The organism is Streptomyces sp. NPDC111656, assembly GCF_055656965.1.
In genome coordinates this window covers 1-19,935 of the sequence record NZ_JBVKCA010000018.1, presented here as the reverse complement: position 1 = coordinate 19,935, position 19,935 = coordinate 1, and the positions used below count along the sequence as shown (strand labels likewise).

General features: G+C 69.1%; 22 protein-coding genes and 2 pseudogenes. 7 read left to right on the top strand and 17 right to left on the bottom strand.

What is annotated here, in order from left to right; all coding sequences use genetic code 11:
* Positions 1-33 precede the first annotated feature (33 nt).
* Positions 34-1,230 carry a winged helix DNA-binding domain-containing protein gene (locus ACZ7M3_RS39105; RefSeq protein ID WP_472069981.1) on the bottom strand — a complete coding sequence of 399 codons (1,197 nt, stop codon included), beginning with the start codon at positions 1,228-1,230 and terminating at the stop codon, positions 34-36.
* A 167-nt stretch (positions 1,231-1,397) separates the two neighbouring features.
* On the opposite strand from ACZ7M3_RS39105, the gene ACZ7M3_RS39100 reads away from it, so the two are divergent.
* Positions 1,398-2,558 carry a magnesium and cobalt transport protein CorA gene (locus ACZ7M3_RS39100; protein ID WP_472069979.1) on the top strand — a complete coding sequence of 387 codons (1,161 nt, stop codon included), beginning with the start codon at positions 1,398-1,400 and terminating at the stop codon, positions 2,556-2,558.
* Positions 2,559-2,832: 274 nt separating this feature from the next.
* Here the strand turns inward: ACZ7M3_RS39100 and ACZ7M3_RS39095 are convergent.
* A pseudogene (locus tag ACZ7M3_RS39095) lies at positions 2,833-3,087 on the bottom strand (NADPH-dependent FMN reductase); the annotation flags it as partial.
* A 62-nt stretch (positions 3,088-3,149) separates the two neighbouring features.
* Here ACZ7M3_RS39095 and ACZ7M3_RS39090 point away from each other — a divergent pair.
* Positions 3,150-4,103 carry a helix-turn-helix domain-containing protein gene (locus ACZ7M3_RS39090; protein ID WP_472069977.1) on the top strand — a complete coding sequence of 318 codons (954 nt, stop codon included), beginning with the start codon at positions 3,150-3,152 and terminating at the stop codon, positions 4,101-4,103.
* Between the two features lie 564 nt (positions 4,104-4,667).
* Here ACZ7M3_RS39090 and ACZ7M3_RS39085 read toward each other — a convergent pair.
* The 3 genes from ACZ7M3_RS39085 to ACZ7M3_RS39075 form a co-directional block, all read right to left on the bottom strand.
* A complete protein-coding gene (locus ACZ7M3_RS39085; RefSeq protein WP_472069975.1) occupies positions 4,668-5,477 on the bottom strand; it encodes an MBL fold metallo-hydrolase in 810 nt (269 codons plus the stop codon).
* Between the two features lie 38 nt (positions 5,478-5,515).
* Complete coding sequence (locus ACZ7M3_RS39080; protein WP_472069973.1) at positions 5,516-6,166, bottom strand: DsbA family protein; 651 nt, start codon at positions 6,164-6,166, stop codon at positions 5,516-5,518.
* Between the two features lie 281 nt (positions 6,167-6,447).
* Positions 6,448-6,810, bottom strand: a complete 363-nt coding sequence (locus tag ACZ7M3_RS39075; RefSeq protein ID WP_472069971.1) for a hypothetical protein — start codon at positions 6,808-6,810, stop codon at positions 6,448-6,450.
* A 219-nt stretch (positions 6,811-7,029) separates the two neighbouring features.
* On the opposite strand from ACZ7M3_RS39075, the gene ACZ7M3_RS39070 reads away from it, so the two are divergent.
* Positions 7,030-7,347: a hypothetical protein gene (locus tag ACZ7M3_RS39070; protein WP_472070291.1), complete on the top strand. Its 318-nt coding sequence runs from the start codon at positions 7,030-7,032 to the stop codon at positions 7,345-7,347.
* Between the two features lie 61 nt (positions 7,348-7,408).
* On the opposite strand, the pseudogene ACZ7M3_RS39065 reads toward ACZ7M3_RS39070, so the two are convergent.
* Positions 7,409-7,534: pseudogene (locus ACZ7M3_RS39065) on the bottom strand (ATP-binding protein); the annotation flags it as partial.
* Between the two features lie 22 nt (positions 7,535-7,556).
* Between ACZ7M3_RS39065 and ACZ7M3_RS39060 the strand changes: the two are divergent.
* Positions 7,557-7,850 carry a winged helix-turn-helix transcriptional regulator gene (locus ACZ7M3_RS39060; RefSeq protein WP_472069969.1) on the top strand — a complete coding sequence of 98 codons (294 nt, stop codon included), beginning with the start codon at positions 7,557-7,559 and terminating at the stop codon, positions 7,848-7,850.
* Between the two features lie 170 nt (positions 7,851-8,020).
* Here ACZ7M3_RS39060 and ACZ7M3_RS39055 read toward each other — a convergent pair whose 3' ends face one another.
* The 9 genes from ACZ7M3_RS39055 to ACZ7M3_RS39015 form a co-directional block, all read right to left on the bottom strand.
* A complete protein-coding gene (locus ACZ7M3_RS39055; RefSeq protein ID WP_472069967.1) occupies positions 8,021-9,289 on the bottom strand; it encodes a sensor histidine kinase in 1,269 nt (422 codons plus the stop codon).
* A 34-nt stretch (positions 9,290-9,323) separates the two neighbouring features.
* Positions 9,324-10,001 (bottom strand): response regulator transcription factor, encoded by a 678-nt coding sequence (locus ACZ7M3_RS39050; protein WP_358734340.1) that lies wholly within the window; start codon positions 9,999-10,001, stop codon positions 9,324-9,326.
* A gap of 216 nt (positions 10,002-10,217) precedes the next feature.
* A complete protein-coding gene (locus ACZ7M3_RS39045) occupies positions 10,218-10,439 on the bottom strand; it encodes a LuxR C-terminal-related transcriptional regulator (RefSeq protein WP_472070267.1) in 222 nt (73 codons plus the stop codon).
* A 263-nt stretch (positions 10,440-10,702) separates the two neighbouring features.
* Positions 10,703-11,083, bottom strand: coding sequence for a YybH family protein (locus ACZ7M3_RS39040; RefSeq protein ID WP_472069965.1), 381 nt, complete (start codon positions 11,081-11,083; stop codon positions 10,703-10,705).
* 147 nt (positions 11,084-11,230) lie between these two features.
* Entirely contained in the window at positions 11,231-12,013 is a 783-nt protein-coding gene (locus tag ACZ7M3_RS39035; RefSeq protein WP_472069963.1) for an alpha/beta fold hydrolase, read from the bottom strand.
* Positions 12,014-12,259: 246 nt separating this feature from the next.
* Positions 12,260-13,156 (bottom strand): AraC family transcriptional regulator, encoded by an 897-nt coding sequence (locus tag ACZ7M3_RS39030; RefSeq protein WP_472069961.1) that lies wholly within the window; start codon positions 13,154-13,156, stop codon positions 12,260-12,262.
* 335 nt (positions 13,157-13,491) lie between these two features.
* Positions 13,492-13,728: an aquaporin gene (locus ACZ7M3_RS39025; protein WP_472069959.1), complete on the bottom strand. Its 237-nt coding sequence runs from the start codon at positions 13,726-13,728 to the stop codon at positions 13,492-13,494.
* A 239-nt stretch (positions 13,729-13,967) separates the two neighbouring features.
* Positions 13,968-14,294, bottom strand: a complete 327-nt coding sequence (locus ACZ7M3_RS39020; protein ID WP_472069957.1) for a hypothetical protein — start codon at positions 14,292-14,294, stop codon at positions 13,968-13,970.
* 5 nt (positions 14,295-14,299) lie between these two features.
* Complete coding sequence (locus ACZ7M3_RS39015; protein WP_472070265.1) at positions 14,300-14,575, bottom strand: GNAT family N-acetyltransferase; 276 nt, start codon at positions 14,573-14,575, stop codon at positions 14,300-14,302.
* Positions 14,576-15,141: 566 nt separating this feature from the next.
* Between ACZ7M3_RS39015 and ACZ7M3_RS39010 the strand changes: the two genes are divergently transcribed.
* Positions 15,142-16,662, top strand: coding sequence for a serine/threonine-protein kinase (locus ACZ7M3_RS39010; RefSeq protein WP_472069955.1), 1,521 nt, complete (start codon positions 15,142-15,144; stop codon positions 16,660-16,662).
* Positions 16,663-16,694: 32 nt separating this feature from the next.
* On the opposite strand, the gene ACZ7M3_RS39005 is transcribed toward ACZ7M3_RS39010, so the two are convergent.
* Together ACZ7M3_RS39005 and ACZ7M3_RS39000 are read right to left on the bottom strand one after the other, a co-directional pair.
* Positions 16,695-16,838, bottom strand: a complete 144-nt coding sequence (locus ACZ7M3_RS39005; protein ID WP_472069953.1) for a helix-turn-helix domain-containing protein — start codon at positions 16,836-16,838, stop codon at positions 16,695-16,697.
* Positions 16,820-17,338, bottom strand: coding sequence for a cupin domain-containing protein (locus tag ACZ7M3_RS39000; protein WP_472069951.1), 519 nt, complete (start codon positions 17,336-17,338; stop codon positions 16,820-16,822). The genes ACZ7M3_RS39005 and ACZ7M3_RS39000 overlap by 19 nt, the downstream gene beginning before the upstream one ends.
* A 402-nt stretch (positions 17,339-17,740) precedes the next feature.
* Here ACZ7M3_RS39000 and ACZ7M3_RS38995 point away from each other — a divergent pair, with 402 nt between their 5' ends.
* Complete coding sequence (locus ACZ7M3_RS38995) at positions 17,741-18,574, top strand: class I SAM-dependent methyltransferase (RefSeq protein ID WP_472069949.1); 834 nt, start codon at positions 17,741-17,743, stop codon at positions 18,572-18,574.
* A 77-nt stretch (positions 18,575-18,651) separates the two neighbouring features.
* Entirely contained in the window at positions 18,652-19,824 is a 1,173-nt protein-coding gene (locus tag ACZ7M3_RS38990; protein WP_472069947.1) for an ROK family transcriptional regulator, read from the top strand.
* Positions 19,825-19,935: the final 111 nt, after the last annotated feature.

The following is a 19,935-nucleotide window of genomic DNA, read 5'->3' as shown; positions in this document are numbered from 1 at the left end:
GGTTACGTACGTGACTCGGGTTACGTACATGGCTTACGCGGCCACGGTCCCGAAGCGGATGTCGTACGACGCCGACGCGCCGGACAGTGTCCGGAGCAGCCCCTCGGCCTCCGCCACCACCTCCTCCCGCTGGACCTTCGTGAGCCGGCCGAGGGGTTCGATGGTGAGCACGTCCCCCTCCTGTCGCCACAGGCCCCCCAGGAAACCGTCGACGAGCAGCGTGCAGTACGCCTGATTGCCCACCCAGGTACGCCCTTTGAGGTCGGCGGGCACCACCCGGGAGCGGTCGGCGTGCGAGAGGAGCAGGTTGTCGAACTCGGGCAGGAAACGGGGCGGGGCCGGGGTGTCGGCGTCGGGGCGGGGCGCGTCGGGGAGGTCGAAGAGTTCGACGCCGTTCTCGTCACGGAAGGTGAGCAGTCGCGGGCGGAGCCGTTCGAAGGCCTCGCGCAGCCGGGTCAGCCCCGCCCAGGTCTGCATGTCCTTCACGGAGGCGGGCCCGAACGCGGCGAGGTAGCGCAGGACGGCCGCGTCGGGGCCCGGGGACGGCTCGGTGGGACGGCCCAGCCAGTGTTCGGCGGTGGTCAGCGCGACCTGGCCACTGCGGCCCCACAGTCCGCGCGGCGTGACCTGGACGAGCGGCAGCCGGCAGCGGGCGGCGACCGAGAGCGCGAAGGGGTCGGCGCCCGGCCAGTGGACGAGCAGCTCCTCACGCAGCTGTTTCATCGTGCGCGGCTCGGCCTCCACCAGCTCCCGGGCGATCACGGCGAGCCGGTCCAGGTCGACACCCGCGAGCCCCTTGCGGAAGTTGTTCAGCTCCCGGTCGCGGGCCCCCTGCACGAGCGGTCGCAGGGTGAGGGCGTCGTCGGCGGTGTGGGTGTGGATGGTGGAGCGCAGGGTCACGATGCGGACGACGGCACGGTCCTCCATGGCCGTCGACAGCTCCTCGGGCCGGAACCCTTCCAGTCGGGCGGCGAGTGCGTAGTACGGCGGCTTCACGTTCTGCGCCTGAAGACCCACGAGGTGCCGGACGGCGTCCGTGACGCCACGCCCGGCGGACCGGCGCAGCAGGAGCTGGCGGGCGAGGGTCGCGCGGTTGAGGGCGCGGGGGTCGAGTACGGGCGCGGGGTGGGCGCCGACGCCGCGCCCCTTGTTCCCACCTCCGCCACCGCTACCCTTCCTCCTCCCGTCCACGCCGCTGGTCTCCGTCTTCACCTTCGTCTTCGTCGTCATGCTGTGCACGCTAACGGGGCTTGCGGACACCTTCTGTCCGCAAGCCGTGAGGCTCTCCACGGGCGCGGCCGCCCGGACGGTACGCCCACTGCCCGCCCGCGACATTTGACCCGTATATCCTTCTCCGTGATCACAGCGACGTACCAGCGACCTGGGAGGCAGCCGCAATGTCCGAGCGACGCCCCCGTCCGACCGCCAAGAACGGCAGAAAGCCCGTCTGGCGACGCGCCCTGAACCCGCCGGCCACGAACGGCGTGACACCTCCGGCGCCGCGCGCCGACCCGCCGGAGCCGGAACCCGCCGCCGCCGACAGCGTCGTACAGGCGGCCCTGTACCGCGACGGTGTACGGGTCTCGACCCCCGCCTCCCTCGCCGACACCTTCCGAGAGCTGCGCGACCAGCCGTCCGGCATGGCATGGATCGGCCTGGCCCGCCCCACGGAGGCCGAACTCCTCTCCCTGGCGGCCGAGTTCGACCTGCATCCCCTCGCCGTCGAGGACGCGATGGAGGCACACCAGCGTCCGAAGCTGGAGCGCTACGGCGACACGCTCTTCGTCGTCCTGAGCGCGGCCCGCTATCTGGACGCGGCCGAGGAGGTCTATTTCGGCGAACTGCACGTCTTCGTGGGCCCCGACTTCGTGATCACCGTCCGGCACGGCGCGGCGCCGGACCTGTCGGCGGTGCGCCGCCGCATGGAGGACACCCCGGAGCTGCTGAAACTCGGTCCCGAGGCCGTCCTCTACGCGATCCTCGACTCCGTGGTCGACGGCTACGTCCCCGTCGTCTCCGGCGTCCAGAACGACATCGACGAGATCGAGACCGAGGTCTTCCGCGGCGACCCCGAGGTGTCCCGCCGCATCTACGAACTCTCCCGCGAAATGGTCGAGTTCCAGCGCGCCACCCGCCCGCTGGTCGGCATGCTGCACGGCCTGATGGCGGGTTTCGCCAAGTACGGCACCGAGGAGGAACTCCAGCGCTACCTCCGCGACGTCGCCGACCACGTCACCCACACCAGCGAACGCGTCGACGGCTTCCGCCAGGCCCTCACCGACATCCTCACCGTCAACGCCACCCTCGTCACCCAACAACAGAACGCCGAGATGCGCGCACTGGCGGAGGCGGGCTTCGAACAGAACGAGGAGATCAAGAAGATTTCTTCTTGGGCGGCCATTCTGTTCGCTCCGACGCTGGTCGGGACCATCTACGGGATGAACTTCGATCGCATGCCGGAGCTGCACTGGGTGCTCGGATACCCCTTCGCGATCGTCCTGATGGCGGTCGTATGCACCAGTTTGTACGTCATCTTCAAGCGGAAGGACTGGCTCTGAGCAACTGGTCGACGAGGACCTGCGCCAGGGCCTCGCGAGAGCCGAGGCAGTCGCCAGAACGCCCGCCCAAGGCCGCTGGGGAGAATCTGGGGAGAATGAGGTGCGCTCCCCGTCGGCCGGTTCTCCCCGCCGCGGGCCAACGGTCTTGCTGAACCTGGGGGCGTCAGCATCAACGGCGGACGCCGAACATCACCGAGGGTAACCGCACTTCCAAGGTCTGCCGCCTGCCCCGGCGCCGTACGGAAATCCGGCCGCCGGGGCGAACGGCCCGGGATCAGGCGGCGCGAGCGGCGCGGCCGGCCGCCCATGTGGCGGCGGCATCCGCGACGCGGCGCCCCAGCGCCTCGGCGGTGGCGATGTCGCTGGCCGTCACTCCCTCGGTCCCCTGATCCGCGTTGGACTGAGCGGCGGCACCCAGGAAGAAGCCCAGCCTGTTGAGATCGCTCTCGCTCCCCGTGGACGAGTTCCAGCCACCCGGCAGGCCGAGCGCGATCCAGTGCATGCCGTGCTGCGACGCCAGCGTCGCGAAGCGTGACGGCTACTCCGGTTAGGCTGGCATCGGCCAGGTTCCCTGCGTGATGGTGACTACTGATGACGGTGAGAAAACGACAGGGCCCATCGCGCGAGATCGCGGACATCGGCTTCGCTCCCGCCGTCGGAACACCTGCCGGCATCGAGATCATCTCTCTGGCCGACCTGCGGGAGCGGGCCGCCGTCCACATGGGCGAAGGACGGCTGCAGGCACCGCAGCGACCCACGTTCCACCATCTGATCACCCTCTCCAGCGGCTCGTTGTGGCACACGGTGGACTTCACCGGCTACGCCCTCGAGCCGGGCTCCTGGCTCTGGACCCGACCTGGTCAGGTGCAGCAGTGGGGTGATCTGGACGACGCCGAGGGCACCCTGGTCCTCTTCGAGGGCGACTTCCTGGATCCGGCCACCGTGGCCGCGGCGCGGATGGACGATCCGTACGCCCCCGCGCTCCAGGTTCCCGGTCCCGAGGACCGTCACGCGCTGGAGATGGCAGTGGACCATCTGGCGCTGGAGTTCCAGGCGTTGCGTGGCATCTCCCTGGAAGCTCACGTGGCGGTGTTGCGCCACCTGCTGGCGGTCCTCGTGCTGCGCCTTTCGCAGCGCACCGCACCCGTGGGCAGCCCGGCACCGGACCCAGGGGAGACATTCCTCCACTTCCGTGACGCGGTCGAACGCGACTTCACCCGCACCCGCCGCCTGGAGGACTACGCCCGAGCCCTGGGCTACTCACCGCGCACCCTCTCCAGGGCCGCGCTGACCGGAGCCGGGGTGGGAGCGAAGGAGTTCATCGACCGGCGGGTCGTCCTGGAAGCGAAGCGCCTCCTGGCGCACGGCGATCAATCGGCCGCCCGTGTCGCGACGCAACTGGGATTCACCAGCGCCACCAACTTCAGCAAGTTCTTCCACCAGCGCACCGGCCAGTCTCCGATCGCCTTTCGCGCGACCGTCCGCGGCCGCTCCTCGGAGGATGGCGGGAGCGAAACGCCCGACGCCAGGCCACCTGGGTGGTGAGCGTCGCTCCCGGGAGCGTGGCCAAGAGACAGAGACCCACAGAACCCGCCCATCGACAGTCCGGTGCACATGGGCAGCAGGGTGACGTCGAGGACCGCAGCCGAGGACACGGCCTCGGCGATGAACAGCGCAGCATCCGGCCAGGCAGGGACGGAGTCAACCGCGGCGCAGGCGATCCGCCACCGGTCCCCACACGAGGCGGGCCAGCCGGCCATTGCCGACTACGAGACCAGCGAACAGGGTCGATGTACACCGTCGACGGCTGGAAGGGCGCCGGTCAGCCACAGGCCGAGGGTGACGGCCGGATCGAGGTGTCCACCGGAGTGACGCCCTCCTGAAGACGGCGACGGCCACGTGAGCACCGCGCCGGCGATCACCGCCGCGGCCGCGGGCCGAAGATGCGGGTTACGGCGGGTCCCTGCCGAGCGGGAGACCACCATCATCCGGCGGATGGTGCTGGCCGCGGCAGAGGACACCGCGGGTCAGGACGTCCGCGGCGGTCGTGCGCCGGGTGGTGGTCACGGTGGCCCACCTCCCGGCGCACGGACCCGTCGTGAGTGTGGGTCAGCCCCAGCGCATCTCGCCAGTGGCGATCTTGGTGCCCAGGTCCAGAGCCACCGCCAGGCCCAGGTCCGGGTAACGCTGCAGCATCGCGGACTTCAGGGCCTCGGAGTCGTTGCCGTGCTTGGCCAGTTCCTCCTCGAACTCGGCGAGGTAGGTGCGGGTGAAGCCGATCACAGAAGCATCGGTGGCGGAGTCGGCGGAACGGTGGCCGGCGATCACGAACCGCGGGGCGAGCCGCTCCATCTCGGTGAGCGTCTCGGCCCAGGCGTGCCGCTCACGCGGCGTAGGGGTGTCGGCGGTCCACACATGCAGACCGGCGAAGAGCAGGACCCCACCCACCACCGCGCGGTCCTCTGGCTGCCACAGGTACTCGGTGCGCCAGACCAGGTCGGGGTGGCCGCCGCGCAGCTCGAAGTCGTGGCCCTCGATGCTGACGCGGTCTCCTTCCAGAACCTCCGGGACGATCACCTCGGTGGGCAAGTTCCTGCCCAGGTGTGCCCAGGTCTTGAGCTTGCCCTGCCAACTGCTCTTGATCCGCTCCACGGTGGTGGCGGTGGCGACGATCCGCACCTCCGGGAACGCCTGGCGGATCACCTCCAGGCCGAAGTAGTAGTCAGGGTCGGCGGTGGTGACCACGACGGTGGTCAGCTCCTTGCCGCTGTCGAGAACGTCCGCCAGGACCCGGTACTGCTCGGCGAGCGTGAACTGGCCGTCGACCAGGAGTGCTTCGCGCTCGCCCGTGACGAGGACGGACGACTTGTTCAGGCCGGTGTCGCCGGCCGTGTGAACGGAATACGTCAGGCTGGACATGGGTGCACTGCCCTTCGAGGGGTTGAGTGAAGGTGGCTTCAGGCGGCCGTGGTGGCGGCCACGTGCTGGTCCAGGGCATGGGTGAGCGCGTCGGCCGAGGCGACCGGACCGCCCAGGCGGTCGGCGCCGTGGACGGTATGCAGCAGCAGCGCCGGGTAGGCATCGACGCCCAGACGGCGCACCTCGAGGAAGTCGGCCTCCGCCTCGGCACGGACTGCGGGCGAAGCGAACGCGGCCGCCACCGCCTCGGCGTCCAGACTCAGTTCGGCCGCGAGCTCCCGGTACACCCCGGCATCGGAGAGGCTGCGGCCGTCGCGGTACCAAGCACGCTGCATCGCGGCCGCCGCTTCCAGGGCGTTCACGCCTGGCTGGCTGCGCAGCGCGACCAGGCCGATGGCGGCATCTGCGGAGTCCATCACCACGTTTCCGTCCGCCAGCACGGCCCGGTAACCGTCGCCGAAAGTGACACCGGTCAGTTGGGTGATGCGCTCGTTGGCGCCGGAGATGTGCGGGTAGGACGACACCGGAAGTGCGCGGGAGCCGGTGAACAGACCGCCGGACAGCACTCGCAGCTCCAGGCGGTCCGCGTTGGCGGTGGCGAACTCGTGCAAGGCGGGTTCGAAGCCGTAGCACCAGCCGCAGTAGGCGTCGAAGGCATACGTCAGCCGAATGCGCTCCACAGAACTCATCGCGCTTGATCCTTTCCGGAATCCGTCACCCGGCTCTCTGCATCGGTCGGGCCGGCGCCGTCAAAGCTATGCTCAGAAGCACGTCGTTGCCGGATACGCAGACGACTGACCATGGTCAAAATCCGACTCCCCGGCGACCCCTCGGGGGAGAAGGGCGAGATGTGCGGGCGGAGTCGCTGCATGTCATGCAGATGCCATGCGAAACGCCCGGCCGGAGATGTCCGGCCAGGCGTTACGTGGTGGCGACGCGGCAGCCCCACGTCCGCCCTGTCGCTGTGCGGCTAACGCAGCATGGTGTTGCCTTCGCCGCCGACGACGACCGGGGCGTCCTTCACCGGCGTGGCCTCGCCGAGATCCCAGCCCTTCGGCTTCGCGCCGGGCACCTCGACAAGGGACGGCTTCTCGGCCGTGACGGGGCCGCCCTCGACGACGGTGAGGTCGCGCAGCTTCTTGGCGGTGCCCGGCTTGATGTGGTGCGGGTGCGGGTTGCCGGGCGCCTCGGAGACCGTGACGCCGTCGTGCTTGGTGGTACTGCCGCCGGTCGAGGCCGCAACGGCAACCCCGCCCGAGGCGAGCAGTACGGCCAGTGCGCCGGCCATCACGGCACCCTGACGACGCGAGATGCTGTTCCTACGCACCTTCATGCGATCAACTCCTTCGCAGGTGGAGGGAGACGGAGGTACCGGCACGCGTCCGGCCCCGTTTCCCTCGGGATCGAGAACGAGGCAACTCTCGCCCCTGCCGGCTGAAGATCCGCTGAACGTCCTGAAGATCCCCTTCAGCACCTGAAGTCTCGGGCACAGCACCACGCAGGTCGGGGAACGCGTTCCCTCGGCGTCTGGTCGTAGGGGATGATCACGGGCATGGCGGAAGCAGGACTGGATCAGTTGGCGCGATTGTGGGACGAGTTCAGGACCTTGCGCTTCGCTCCGGGCTTCTACCAGCGAGAGCCCGCGGGTGAATGCATGGTGATGATGGACACGATGCTTGCCGGCTGTGTCTCCTCAGCCATGAACGGCCCCTTGGATGACCGGCGCCGTGACATACTTCAGGCACGCACCGCGGTCCTTGGAGAGATCCTTCCGTCTATTGGTGATGACGAGTACGCAACCAAGTACTTCACTCACTTGCACGGGATGGCCGTGCTGGCGGCCGAGCTCGACCATGCTCGAAGCCAGTAGTGCCTGCCGGGTCCGTCAGGCGATGCCGGCTTCGCCGCCGATGGCGGTGAGGCGGTGGCCCAGGGCCGTTGATCGGGACGACCTCGCAGTGGTGCAGGAGCCGGTCCAGGATGGCGGTGGCGAGTTCCTCGTCGCCGAAGACCTGACCGAATTCGCTGAAGTTCTTGTTCGACGTCAGGACGATCGACCGGCGGTTCGGCGAGCGGGCAATGAACCACTCGTTCCACTCCCGCTCGGCTACTCCCCGAGCCCGCCGCAGCGAGCATCCGCCGCGCGACGAATACGTCCTCACGGAGGCGGGCCGGGCCCTGCTCCCCGTGCTCGCCGCCCTCAAGGAGTGGGGCGACACGTACTGCCGGGAGGGCATCCCCACAACGGAGTTCCAGCACCGATGCGGTGCCGTCCTGCATACCCGAGCGGACTGCGCAGCCTGCGGCGAGGAGATCCGCTTCGAGGACCTGGCCGTGGTGGGAGGCACACACCCGCCGCAGATACGGCCCTGAGCCGCCCCGCGTCTCGCACGCCCTCCGGCCCGGAACCTCGCGCCGGCCGCCTCCGCCCACCACAAGCCGGGCCCGCATGTGCGAAGGGCGGGACTTGCTGCCCGCGGGGCCGTCGCGCACTCCAAGGAAGCCACGGCACCCACTCACACGCCCTGACGCGCATCCGATCTTCAGTCGCGCGGCCGTGACGTGCTGCGCGGCTGGTCCTGCCTGGCGATGATCAGGAGCAGACGGGCACCCCCGTCGGTGGTCCGAGGCGATTCCGCAGTGAGCGTCCCCCCGTGGGCAGTCGCGATGTCGCGGGCGATAGCGAGGCCAAGACCAGTTCCTCCCTCGCTGCGGGTACGGGCGTTGTCCAGACGCGTGAAGCGGTCGAAGACCCTCTCCCGGTCGGGTTCGGGGATGCCCCGACCGTCGTCGCTCACCTCGACGACCACTTCGTGCTCCGTGTGACGCACCTCCACCGTCACCGTGCTGTGCGCGTGGCGCAGAGCGTTGTCGAGGAGGTTCGTGAAGAGGCGGGCGAGTGCCGTACGACTGCCCAGAACCGTCTCATCGGGGTCGGAGTCCGCCACGAGGACGACAGGTTGACCGGGGTGGCGCTCGGCGAGGGTCCGTCGCAAGAGGTCGGTCACGCGCAGGGGTTGGAGTTTCAGGGGCTGGCGCGCATCCAGGCGGGCAAGGAGCAGCAGATCGGCGACGATGTCCTCAAGACGTGTGGTGTCGCGCAGCGCCTCGCTGCCGACCGCGGTCCACTCGGCCCGGTCGGGACGGGCCAGGGCCAGCTCGAGACGGGCCTTCAGGGTGGTGAGGGGGCCACGCAGTTCGTGCGAGGCATCCGAGGTGAAGGTCCGCAGGCGGCCGACGGCGCGCTGGAGTTGATCGAGAGTGCCGTTCATCGTCTCCGCCAGCGATGCGACCTCGTCGTCGGAGTCGGGGACGGGGACGCGCCGCTGGAGACTGTGGGCGGTGATGTCGGCGAACTCGGCACGGATGTTCTCCACCGGTCGCAGTGCCCGGCCCATGGCGTACCACGCCAGGTAGGCCACCAGCAGGACCAGCACGGCGGTACAGGGGACCAGGGCCCAGGTCAGAGTGATGACGGCGGTATGCGCGGGAGCACGGTTCGGAAACGCCTGCACCACGATCGGCCCCGTGGGCGTGCCCACACTGGCACTGGCACCCTCGTCTGCCGACGCGGTGGACGAGGCATCGGCACGGGGTGCGGTGTCCAGGATGATGTCCGGCAGGGCGGCCTGTACGTCGGCCGGAGGTGTTCCTGAGCCGAGTTGGTGGGCTGCCTTGTCGACGTGGTCACGAGCCGCGTTCTGGGCGGAGGTGACCAGGTTGGTGTGGACGGCGTAGAGCAGGACCACCGAGCAGGCGGCGAAGGCAAGGCTGGCGACCAGTGCGACGGCTACGGTGGCACGGACGCGCACGGTCCGCAGCCACAGGCGCCGGCGGTGTCCGCGGTCACGCTCCGTCGGAGCGGAGCAGGTAGGCCCCGCCGGGCACGGTTTCGATACTGACCCGGCCGAAGGGACGGTCGATTTTCCGGCGAAGAGCACTGACGTTGACCTCCACGATGTTCGGGCCGCCCTCGTACGCGCTGTCCCAGACCCGGTCCAGGATGGCGGCCTTGCTGATGGCGATGTCCGGCGTTGCCGCGAGCAGCGCGAGGACATCGAACTCGCGAGGGGTAAGGGCGATGTCCGTGCCTGCGCGGCGGCAGCGGCGGGCTCCTGTGTCGATCTCCAGGTCCCCGAAGTGCTGGACGATCTGCCGCTCCGGCCGCGCGCGACGTATCAGGGCGTGCAGCCGGGCGGTGAGGACGACGAAGGAGAAGGGCTTCGTCAGATAGTCGTCGGCCCCGGTCTCCAGCCCTTCCGCTTCGTCGTACTCACCGTCTTTCGCCGTCAGCATCAGGATCGGTGTGTTGTCGCCGATCGACCGCAGGTGGGCACACACCTTGTAGCCGTTCAGGCCCGGCATCATGACGTCGAGAATGATCACGTCGTAGGTGTCCGCCGCCGCCTTGGCGAGACCGTCAAGGCCGTCGCTCGCGGCGTCCACCGCGAAACCCTCCGCTCGCAGGCCCTGTTGGAGCAGCTCCACGAGACGGGCGTCGTCATCCATCACCAGCACACGCATGCCCTCTACCTTGCCCGACCGGTCGCGCCAGACGCTGAAGAGGATCTTCAGGACGTTCAGCGACCCTTCAGCCGACGGATCGGACTGCCCGCGCGACCGGGTGGTGACCCCATCGTCTACCGGGTCGTCCCCCTGCCCTGGACACTGCCCGAGGTGGATGCGCGCACGTACGTCGACGAACCCTGCGACCGCTCCGTCTGATCCAGTGCGGTCGGTTCAATCCGGAGTTCCCGGGGGCGCCGGGCTCCGAACCGACACCTCGGCTTCCCGTCTGTGGAGTGCGTTCGCCAGTTGTACGCGCGAGTGAATGCCCAGCTTGGCGAAGATCGACCGGACGTGGGTGCCGATCTTGTTCGGCGGCAGGCCCAGGTCGGCGGCGGCTCTGTCGGTGAGCCCGGAGCCGATCAGACGGGTGACCGCCGGCTCGGTCCTGGTCAGTGCCTGCCCCCCCCGACCGGGGGTCTGCCGCTCCCATAGCCCACTGTGCCCGTCGAACTCCCGCCCTGCGAAGGACCTCTTGGACGGACAGCATCAAAGCAGCCCACCACGACCAATTCGCCACAGCCGAGCGCGCCGTCGGCCCGCTGTTCGATGACCGGTCGCCGGGTGTGCTGCGAGCCACCCCAGTGGTGAACGAAAACCAGGGACGGGCGCCGGTTGCTGAGCGGGCGGCCGGGCACCAGGGAGCCCGGCCCGGATGCTCAGGCGGCGGTGCCGAGGGGGTTGAGGATGGCCATGCGCCAGGTGCCGTCCTGACCACGACGGGCGACATTGGCAGTGGTGCCGATGGCCTTCCTCCGGTTGCCGTCAGGACCGGTGATCTCGAGGGTCCACTCCTCGCTGATCAACGCGATGTCGTCGCCGGCCACAACGCGCGACGGGCCGTTGGACAGCTGGGCGTTGCCGGCGATCGACCCGGCCGTGTAGTCACGCAGCGCCTGACCGGTGACGGTCTCACCGGTGACGGTACGCATGACAGCACCGGGCGCGAGCAGGCTCAGGACCTCGTCAAGATTCCCGGAGTTCATGGCCTTCTCGAAGGCCGGGGGGAGCTGCGCCGGGTCGGTAAAGGGAGTCGACATGGTCGTTCCTTTCAGAATGGGATGTTGTGCAGATCGTTGAAATGGCGAGTGCTCCGACCCGCGTGTGAATGTCCGCCAGGACGCTCCGCAGGCAGCGGCGTCGTGCTGACCGCCGCCGCAGGTTCCACGCATGGGGGTGTGGGACCGTCAGGCATACCGGCGAAGGAAGCCGGCCAACGCCGGGTTGACCTGGTCGGGATGAGTGAGGTTCGGCGTGTGCCCGGCCCCGGTCACGGTGACCAGTTCCTGGGCACCGGGGATCTTCCCGGCCAGTGCCTGGCCCAACGGGTACGGGATCGGCTGGTCCGCGTCGCCGTGGACGACCAAGGCCGGTACGGTGATCTCACCGAGCCGGTCGGTGATGTCGTCAACCTCCATCAGTACCTGCACCGCGTCGGCGAGCCGTTCACGCGGCTGCGCCCGCCACTTCGCCAGCCACTGATCGTGGATCGCGGGCTGTCCCAGCAGCATCCCCAGCAATACCGGGGCCACTGCCTCCGGACCGGCACCGCGGAATCCCTCCGACACACCACGCATCTGCGCCAGCGCCTCGAGCGGCCAGGCGACCGACGTCGTGTCGATCAGCACCAGGGCCTCGACCCGCTCAGGTGCCAGCAAAGCGGCCCGCATGGACAGAAAGCCGCCCTGCGAATGCCCCACCAGCGCCGCCTGTTGCACGCCCAGGTGATCCAGCAGCCCGATCAAGTCGGCGGCCGAGTCCCAGTAGGTGTAGGTCTTACCGTCGTCCTCGGTCCGGCCGTGCAGCCGCTCGTCCCACACGACGACCCGAAAGTCCCCGGCCAGGACCTGGATCTGATGCACCCACATGTCACGGTCCATGAGGTTGCCGTGGCTGAAGACCACGACCGGGCCCTCACCACCACTGTCCTCGAAGTAGAGGCGGGCACCGTTGACATCTGCGTACGGCATGGTTGTTTTCTCCTTTCATTTCGGCCTCACCAGGCAGTCAAAGGCTTGACCGGAAGCGGATAACGCGCTGACTGCGTGCTTAAACAATGCGCGATGCGTGCTGCGCAGGCGAGGTGTGCAAGAGACGCGACATGGTCGAAATTGGACTCGCCGATCCGCTCAAGGCGTGCGCTTCGGAGAGCCCGGGCTCGGCGCGGCCTCCGCCACCGGCCCAGCTGCCTCTGGCTGTCCGAGCGGGCGGGGTTGTCAGCGCTGCGTGGCGCGGAATGCCCCGGGAGTGGCACCCACCGTCCGCTCGAAGAACTTCCCGAAGTTGGTGGGTTCCGTGAAGCCCAGCATGCGCCCGACGGACGCGACAGGAAGGCCGGTATGTACCAGCAGTCGCTTGGCCTCCAGGGCGACACGGTCGTCGATGAGATCCTTCGCGGTACGGCCCGTAGCGGCCAGACAGGCTCGCGTAAGCGTCCGCGGCGAGTAACCGAGGTGCGCGGCATACTCGGCAGCACGGCGCCTCCTGGCGAACGCGCGTTCCAGCTCGCCGCGGAAGACCCGGAACACCTCGCCCCCCGCCGCAGGATTCCATTCACCAGAATGCGGCAGCCGGGCCATGCGTACCAGCAGCGCGGCAAGAAGCTGCCGCAGCAGCTCCACAGTGAGTTCCGCCTGCGAAGCGTCCCGCTCGGCCAGCGAGGCGTATTCCGCCGCTATCTCGGCCACCGCCACCGACATGGCCCGGTACTCCGCCGCGGACAGTGAGAAAGCGGCAGGACTGAGCCCCTCGTCGATGACGGCTGCGCTGGCAGGCACCGGCGGCGGAAAGGCAGGCGTGAACACCACCAAGGTCGCGTCGAGATCCGCAATGCCCCCTTGAGGACCCGCGGGGAAACGCTGCACCTGGCCAGGACGCAAATGCAGCAGGGTCCCTGGAGCGCACGGGTAGGCCACAAAGTCGATCAACGCGGTACCCTCGCCGCGGGTGACCAGGGTCAGCTGATGGAAGTCCGGACGACTGGGAGCCGCCGCGACAGACGGCAGCAGCCGCTCACGCAGCGTCGCGAAGGACAAAACCTCCAGCCCCAGCCGGGGCTGATCCGGGTTGTCATAGCTGACGTCGACAACATCCGGGCTTCCCGTACCAGCCATCCACCAATGATCGCAGTCGCGGCTGATCACACCGGCGACGAGCGTCCTTCGTCCTGGGCCCACTGACCCAGAGGCCGGCGCAAGCCTGTGCACGGCCGCCTTCCGCCCAGTTCGCTTACCGGGGCAGGCGTTCGTGGTCGCGGCAGTGCCGCCCAGACCGCGCCCTCTCCAGGGCCGAGTTGACCGGAGCCGGGACGGGGGCGAAAAATCACCGACCGGCGGGGCGTTCTGGAAGCCGAACGTCTCCTGGCACACGGCGACCCGCCGGCCTTCCAAATCGCTGCGCAGCTTGGTTTCACCAGCGCCACCGAACTTCAGCGAGTTCTTCCATCAGCTCATCGGCCACTCTCCGATCGCCTCTCGCGCGACCGTCCGCCGTGGCTCTTCGGAGGATGGACGGGGCGATATGCCTGGTACCGGGCGACCCCACCGGTGAGGGCCGCGCCTGCAAGGGGTGCCACCAGATAGAGCCACAGATGTGACCAGTCACCAGGCCGGTGGGCCCACAGAACGGGTCCGAACTGGCGGGCGGGATTGGCGGACCCGCCAGTGAGGGTGCCAAAGGCGATCATGACGGCCCCTTGGAGAGGACAGTGCCCCCGCGAGCGCCGCGCCGACCATCACCGCCACGACCGCAAGCTGAAGATGCGGTTGTGGCAGGGTCCGGCTGAGTGGTGCTGCCGACACCCAGCGGACGGCGGTCACCACGACGAACGGGACACCGCCAGTAAGGACAAACTCCGCGACCGTCGCCCCCAGGGGGTGGCATCAGTAGTCCGCCGCGCAAGTACAGAGGCAATCGTGGAGACGGTCAGCCCCTGGCCGTCACGCCGATGGCGACCCGGGTGCCCAGGTCCAGAAACACCAGCGGGCCCAGTTCGGGACACGCTTCTTTCAGACGGTAATCCGGGTCGGCGGTCGTGTCCGCTGCGGTAGTCGGTTTCTTGCTGCTGTCGACGATGAACGCAAGGATCTGGTGCTGCTCGGCGAGCGTGAACTGGCCGACGACCGGGAGCAGCGCGTCGCGCTCGCCCGTGTTCGGGACGGACGCATAGTTCAGATCGGTGTCACCGGCGGCGTTGGCCGCGGCCCTCTCCATCTGGCTGGTCGGCCAGCAGGCCATCACAGGTGGCACCAACGGACTCACCGTGGTCGACGGAGACCGTGATCTCCACGTCGCCGCCGTCCCCGCTGCGCGCGGCGACCCGTGCGATGTGGTTGGAAGCGGGGGCGGGCTCGGGCTCGGAGGCGCATATACCACTCGCCGAGAAAGACCTTGGACGGATGCGACCATCCGCGAGGCACGAGCAATTCCAGTTGCATTGTTTCGAACCCCTTTTGCTGAGCGTCCAGTTCAGCGAACCGCACCAGCTCGCGGCCGATGCCGAGACCGCGTCGTTCAAGGGACGTGGCCAGCATTCCGAACTCGCCCACACGTTCATCGAGTTACTGGATCCTGACGCATCCGACGGCATCCCCGTCCATCCGCGCAGACGATCTCTGTCGATCGGTTGAGGGACTCGAACCTCTCGCGGAGTGGTCCGTGCCGCCCCTTCGGCCCAAAGCCCCTTCGCGGCCGATGTCCAGTCGACCTTCGCCGCACATGCCGTTGTGCTCCCCCTGCGTTTTCTCTGTGCCTTTCACACCCCCGCAAGACAGAGCCTGTCCACCGTCACACATCACCCCACGGCCGGGCCGGATTGATCCCGGCTGCCCGGCAATTTTTCCCGCACCGCTCGCGAGGGGGCCCTGGTGAGTTATTCCGCGCGGTGGAGCATTTAATCCGGATCTGAGTGTCTTGCTGTCGCGTCACCCACGGTTCTAACCTCTGGCAACGACGCATGACGCTCGGCGTGCGAACGAGTGCCGAGTGAATTCGAACCGGAGAGAGCGCTCGTAGCGTTCTGCCGACACCGTGGCAATCGCCATGTCACCTCCCGAAGGAAATGTGAGAGCGCGTGATATCCGGAGATGGTGATCACGAGGTGGCCACACGTTCGGAACGGGTGATCGCCGGACGGTATCTGCTGCACGACGTCCTCGGCAGAGGCGGCATGGGCACGGTCTGGCGCGCCCACGATCAACTGCTGGACCGACCGGTCGCGGCCAAGGAACTGCACGTCCTCACCGACGGCGACGAGGACCACCGCGTACGGGTACGGCGTGCCGTCCGCGAGGCCCGCGCGGTCGCCCGGGTGCCGCATCCCCACGTGGTGGGAGTCCACGACCTGGTCGAGTCCGAAGACCGGCTGTGGATCGTCATGGAGCTCGTCGAGGGGTCCTCGCTGGCCCATCGGATCACCGAGGCCGGGCCGCTCACCCCACGGCAGACCGCTGGCGTCGGCCTGCAACTGATCGACGCACTGGATGCCGTCCACGCGGTCGGGACCCTGCACAGGGACGTCAAGCCCGCCAACGTGCTGCTGCGCCGTGACGGCAGCGCCGTCCTCACCGACTTCGGTATCGCGGCCCTCGACGACGGCGAGTTCCTGACGACCACCGGTGAACTGATCGGCTCCGTCGAGTTCATGGCACCGGAACGCGTGACGGGAGCGGAGGTCGGGCCGGCCTCGGACCTGTGGTCACTCGGCGCGACCCTTGCCACGGTGTGCGGAGGCCGGTCCCCGTTCCGGAGACCGGGAGCGCCCGCGACAATGCACGCGGTGGTGTACGAGGAACCCGCCCTGTCGGAGCGGCTCGGTCCGCTGCGCCCGGTCGTCGAAGCGCTGCTGCGCAAGTCCCCGGGCGAGCGCCCCTCGGCGGCCGCCGTGCGTTCCGCGTTGCGGGGCGTGGTGGCAGGCGGACCGGACGCCGGGGTGATGCCGTCGGCCACCGTACGCGAGTTCCGGCCTGCGGCCCCACTGGCCGACGCCGGCACGATCACCGGCAGCCGGAAATGGCTCGTCCCTGCCGGGGAGATCGTGCCGACGGGGCGGCGCACCACGTCGTCCGTACCTCCTCGGCCGCAATCGCAGTCGCGCCGCCCCGCGAGACCGAAGCTACTGTGGTGGGCGCTGGCCGGAACGGCCACTCTCACGGCGGGCGTTGCGGGCGGTCTTTTCCTCACCGGGACCCTGCCGCACAAGGAAGGTCCGAAAACGGCGACGACCCGTCAGGTCGTCCAGTCGACGGCCGGTTGGCAGTCGGCCACCGGAGTGGCCGTCCAGCGCGGTGACCGGATCACCGTGCAGTTCGTCTCCGGCGAATGGACCTCCGCCTACCGGAAGCTGCCCATGGCCGGGCCGGCCGGCTATGACGCGGAGACCGACGGGTTGCAGAATGGGGTGAAGGTCTGCAAGGTCAAGGGCGCGGCACCGTTCGCCGCGCTGCTGGCGCGACTTGTGGGTGACCAGAACTTCCCGGTCCATGCCGTCGGGCGGAGACTGACGTTCCGGGCGACCGGGAACGCCACACTCCAACTGAGCATCAACGACACCGCCGGTGTCTGCTCCCAGGACAACAGAGGTACTCTGACCGTGCAGGTGAGCGTCACGCACCAGCCGTGACAGGCAGCCGGCCCTGCACGGCGGCCCCATCGTCAGGGTGCCGCCCCGAACGAGGACTCCGTCGCGTATCCGACCTGGCGCGCGATACCGGCCGAAGGTGCGTCGGTCTCCCGGAGCAGCCGGGCCACGCAGGTCAGGCGCCGGCCAGTCACGTAACTCATCGGTGGCCGGCCCACCAGTGCCGTGAAGCGCCCGGTGAACACGGTCCGCGACAGGCCGACCGCCTGGCTGAGCCGTTGTACCGTCCATGGCCGGTCGGGGCGGCGTGGATCTCATCGAGCGCGGCGGAGATCGCCGGATCGGTGAGGTGCGGCCGAGCGGCAGTCGGATTCTCCTCCAGCCACAGCCTCAGTACATGGGTCAGGATGAGGTCGAGCAGGGCCGATCGGGACACCCGGCCACCCGGTTTCGTGTCATTCAGGTGTGCGCCGAGCAGATCGGTCAGGAGCCGCAGGTGCGGATTGCGGTCGTAGTCCGGCGACACCACGATGACCGGCGGAAGCGACCGCACATAGCCGGGCACCTGGCCGCGATCGAGCCAGTAGGCGCCACAGACAAACGCTACGTGGACTTGGTGGGGATGCGGGCCGTCTCCCAGCACGACCGGCTTGAGATCGTCGAACGACGAGGGCGCGCGCGAGTCCGTGTTCGGCGCCGTACGGCGTGAGGACGACATCACCCGGTGTCAGCTCGACCGGCGGGCAGGTCGGCTGTGATCAGGCAGGCACCGCCCTGCACAACGATGTGGAATCCGCTGACTGTCAGAGGCGGATAGCGCCACCCCCACGATCCCCGCTCCTTGATCGAGCATGCCTCGGCACATCCGATCCGGACACTGCCGATCACCCCGCTGAGCACATCCTCCTGGCGGATCCCACCGCCGGGCGACGCGGGCCCGCGTACGCATGCGTACGTATCCGGGCCTCTGGGTGGGCCGGCGCGGCGGAGGTTGATGTGATCGGTACCGATGGCTCCGATCGGGAAGTTCACCATGTCCCGGCATGAGGAAAGGTGCAGCGGCGATGACCGAGGCGACAGCTGAGAACCATGTCGACACGACTCTTCCGGCCTACGAGCGATGGGCCCAGCCCTGCTCGGGACGCTTCGCACAGGCGGCGCTGGACGGAGCCGCCTCCCTGTCGGCGCGGCCGTTCCGGACGTCTGCGCGGGCATGGGCGCCCTGGCCGGGCCGGCGGCCGAGCGTGGGTACGACGTGCGGGCCATCGACATCTGCCCGGGGATGGTCCGGCGCGCGGCCCAGCGTCTGGAGCCGCACCCGCGATGTTCCGCCGAGGTGATGGACGCGCTGGATCTGCGGTACGGGGACGACGAGTTCGATGCGGCGTTCTCCGTGTTCGGTGTGGCCTTCTTCGGTCCCGCCACGTCGAAGGTTCTGGCCGAAATGACGCGGGTGGTGCGTCCCGGCGGTGTCGTCACCAGGGTGAGCTGGGCCGTTGCCATGGGCGCTCCGTTCTGCGTCCCCGTGGCACGGGCCATCGACCGCATGGACGATCCTGCGGTGGGGAGGTTCATGGCTCCGCTGACCGAATACCTGGAGCGGGCGGAACTCGAGCGCGCGCTGAGCGATGCCGGATGGGTCGAGGTGCGCTCGGAGAGCGTCGAGGTCGAGTTCGCCGTCCCCGGCGCCGAGACCTTGCTGGACGAGCTCGATCCGGTTCTCCGGATCCTTCCCCAGTACCGCACCGCGATCTCCAAGGACGGCGACCGTTTCCGGGAGCTCCTGACCGAGGAAGTACGACCGATCACGGAGACGGGAGCACCTCCGGCGCGGGCAACATCGCCTACGCCCAAGTGCGTTCCCTCTGAGCGGTGGGCGGTCGCGTCACCCGCGTCGTACCCGACCGGCCGCCACATCGCAGGCCCACAGAATTCCCACAAAGACGCCCCCTAACTTCTCGCGCCACAGGCGACGGATCAACTCCGCCCTGCCACGCGACAGCTGCACTGAAAAAAGGGGGCGCCTTCGCCATGCCGACCGAGACGACACGGGCCTCTACCGCGCACGAGTCCCTGGTGCTGCGCCTGCTGCGCGAGCACGGTCCGCTGACCCGGGGAGAGTTAGGGCCCCTGAGCGGCCTGTCCCGCACCACGCTCTACGACGCCGTCGGAGCGCTCATGGACAACGGCGCCGTCCTCGCCTCGGTGCCGGAGGTGGCCCGGCGCAAGCGGGGCCGGCCGGCGGAGGTGCTGACCCTGAACCCCGGGGCAGGCCGGCTGCTCGGTATCGAGTTCGCGCGCCGGGCGGTGCGGGTGGCCACGATGGACGCTACGCACGCGATAGTCGGCACGACGGGCGAACCGCACGGTCCCGACACCCCGTGGCAGACCCGCATCGACCTCGCGTGGCAGCTGGCGGACCAGCTCACGGGCGGAGCGCTGCGGCCGGGCGCTCTGGACGGCATCGGCATCGGGGTGGTCGGACCGTCGGGGCACGGGCCGCTGTGGGCTCCTCGGCACGACGTCGTGGCGGCGCGGGTGCGCGAACGCTTCGGCGTACCGGCGCTGATCGACGACAACTCCCGGCTGGCCACCCTGGCCGAGACGGTCTGGGGAGCCGCCGCGGGCGAACGGAACGTGCTGTACCTGCGGTTGTCGCACGGCGTCGGCGGCGGACTGGTGATGGCCGGCACGCTGCACCGCGGCGCCGGCGGCCGCTCCGGAATGTTCGGCCACATCAGCGTGGACCCCGACGGCGTGCCCTGCGAGTGCGGCGCGGTCGGATGCCTGGAGAGCGTGGCATCGATCGGGGCGGTGCTCGACGCCTGCCGCACCGCGGGATGTGCGGTGGCGGACGTGCCGGAGCTGGTGACCGCGCTGGAGTCCGGCGACGAGATCGCGCATGCGGTGTTGTCGCAGGTGGGCGCGCATGTCGGGAGGGTGTTGGCCGATGTGAGCCACGCCGTTGGACCGGACGTGATCGTCATCGGCGGTGAGTTGGTCGACGCGGGTCGGGCCCTGATGGCGCCGATCGAGCGCGTGCTCGATGCGCGTATCGCGCGCGGCTCGTACGGAGTGCCCCGAGTGATTCCGGCCGGACTCGGCGATCCCGGCACCGCCCTCGGCGCCATCGCCCTGCTCCGGCGGCACACGGATCGTGAGACGCCCGGGCTGCGGGAGACAGCCCGGGCGCTCATGCCGTGAACCGGGGGGCTAGGTCCAATGCCGTTGCTTTACGGGTCTGGAGGTTGGGGTCGCTTGATGCGGATGGCTTGGGTGCCGGCGTGGGTGGGCTGGGGCCATGTGTAGTGCTCA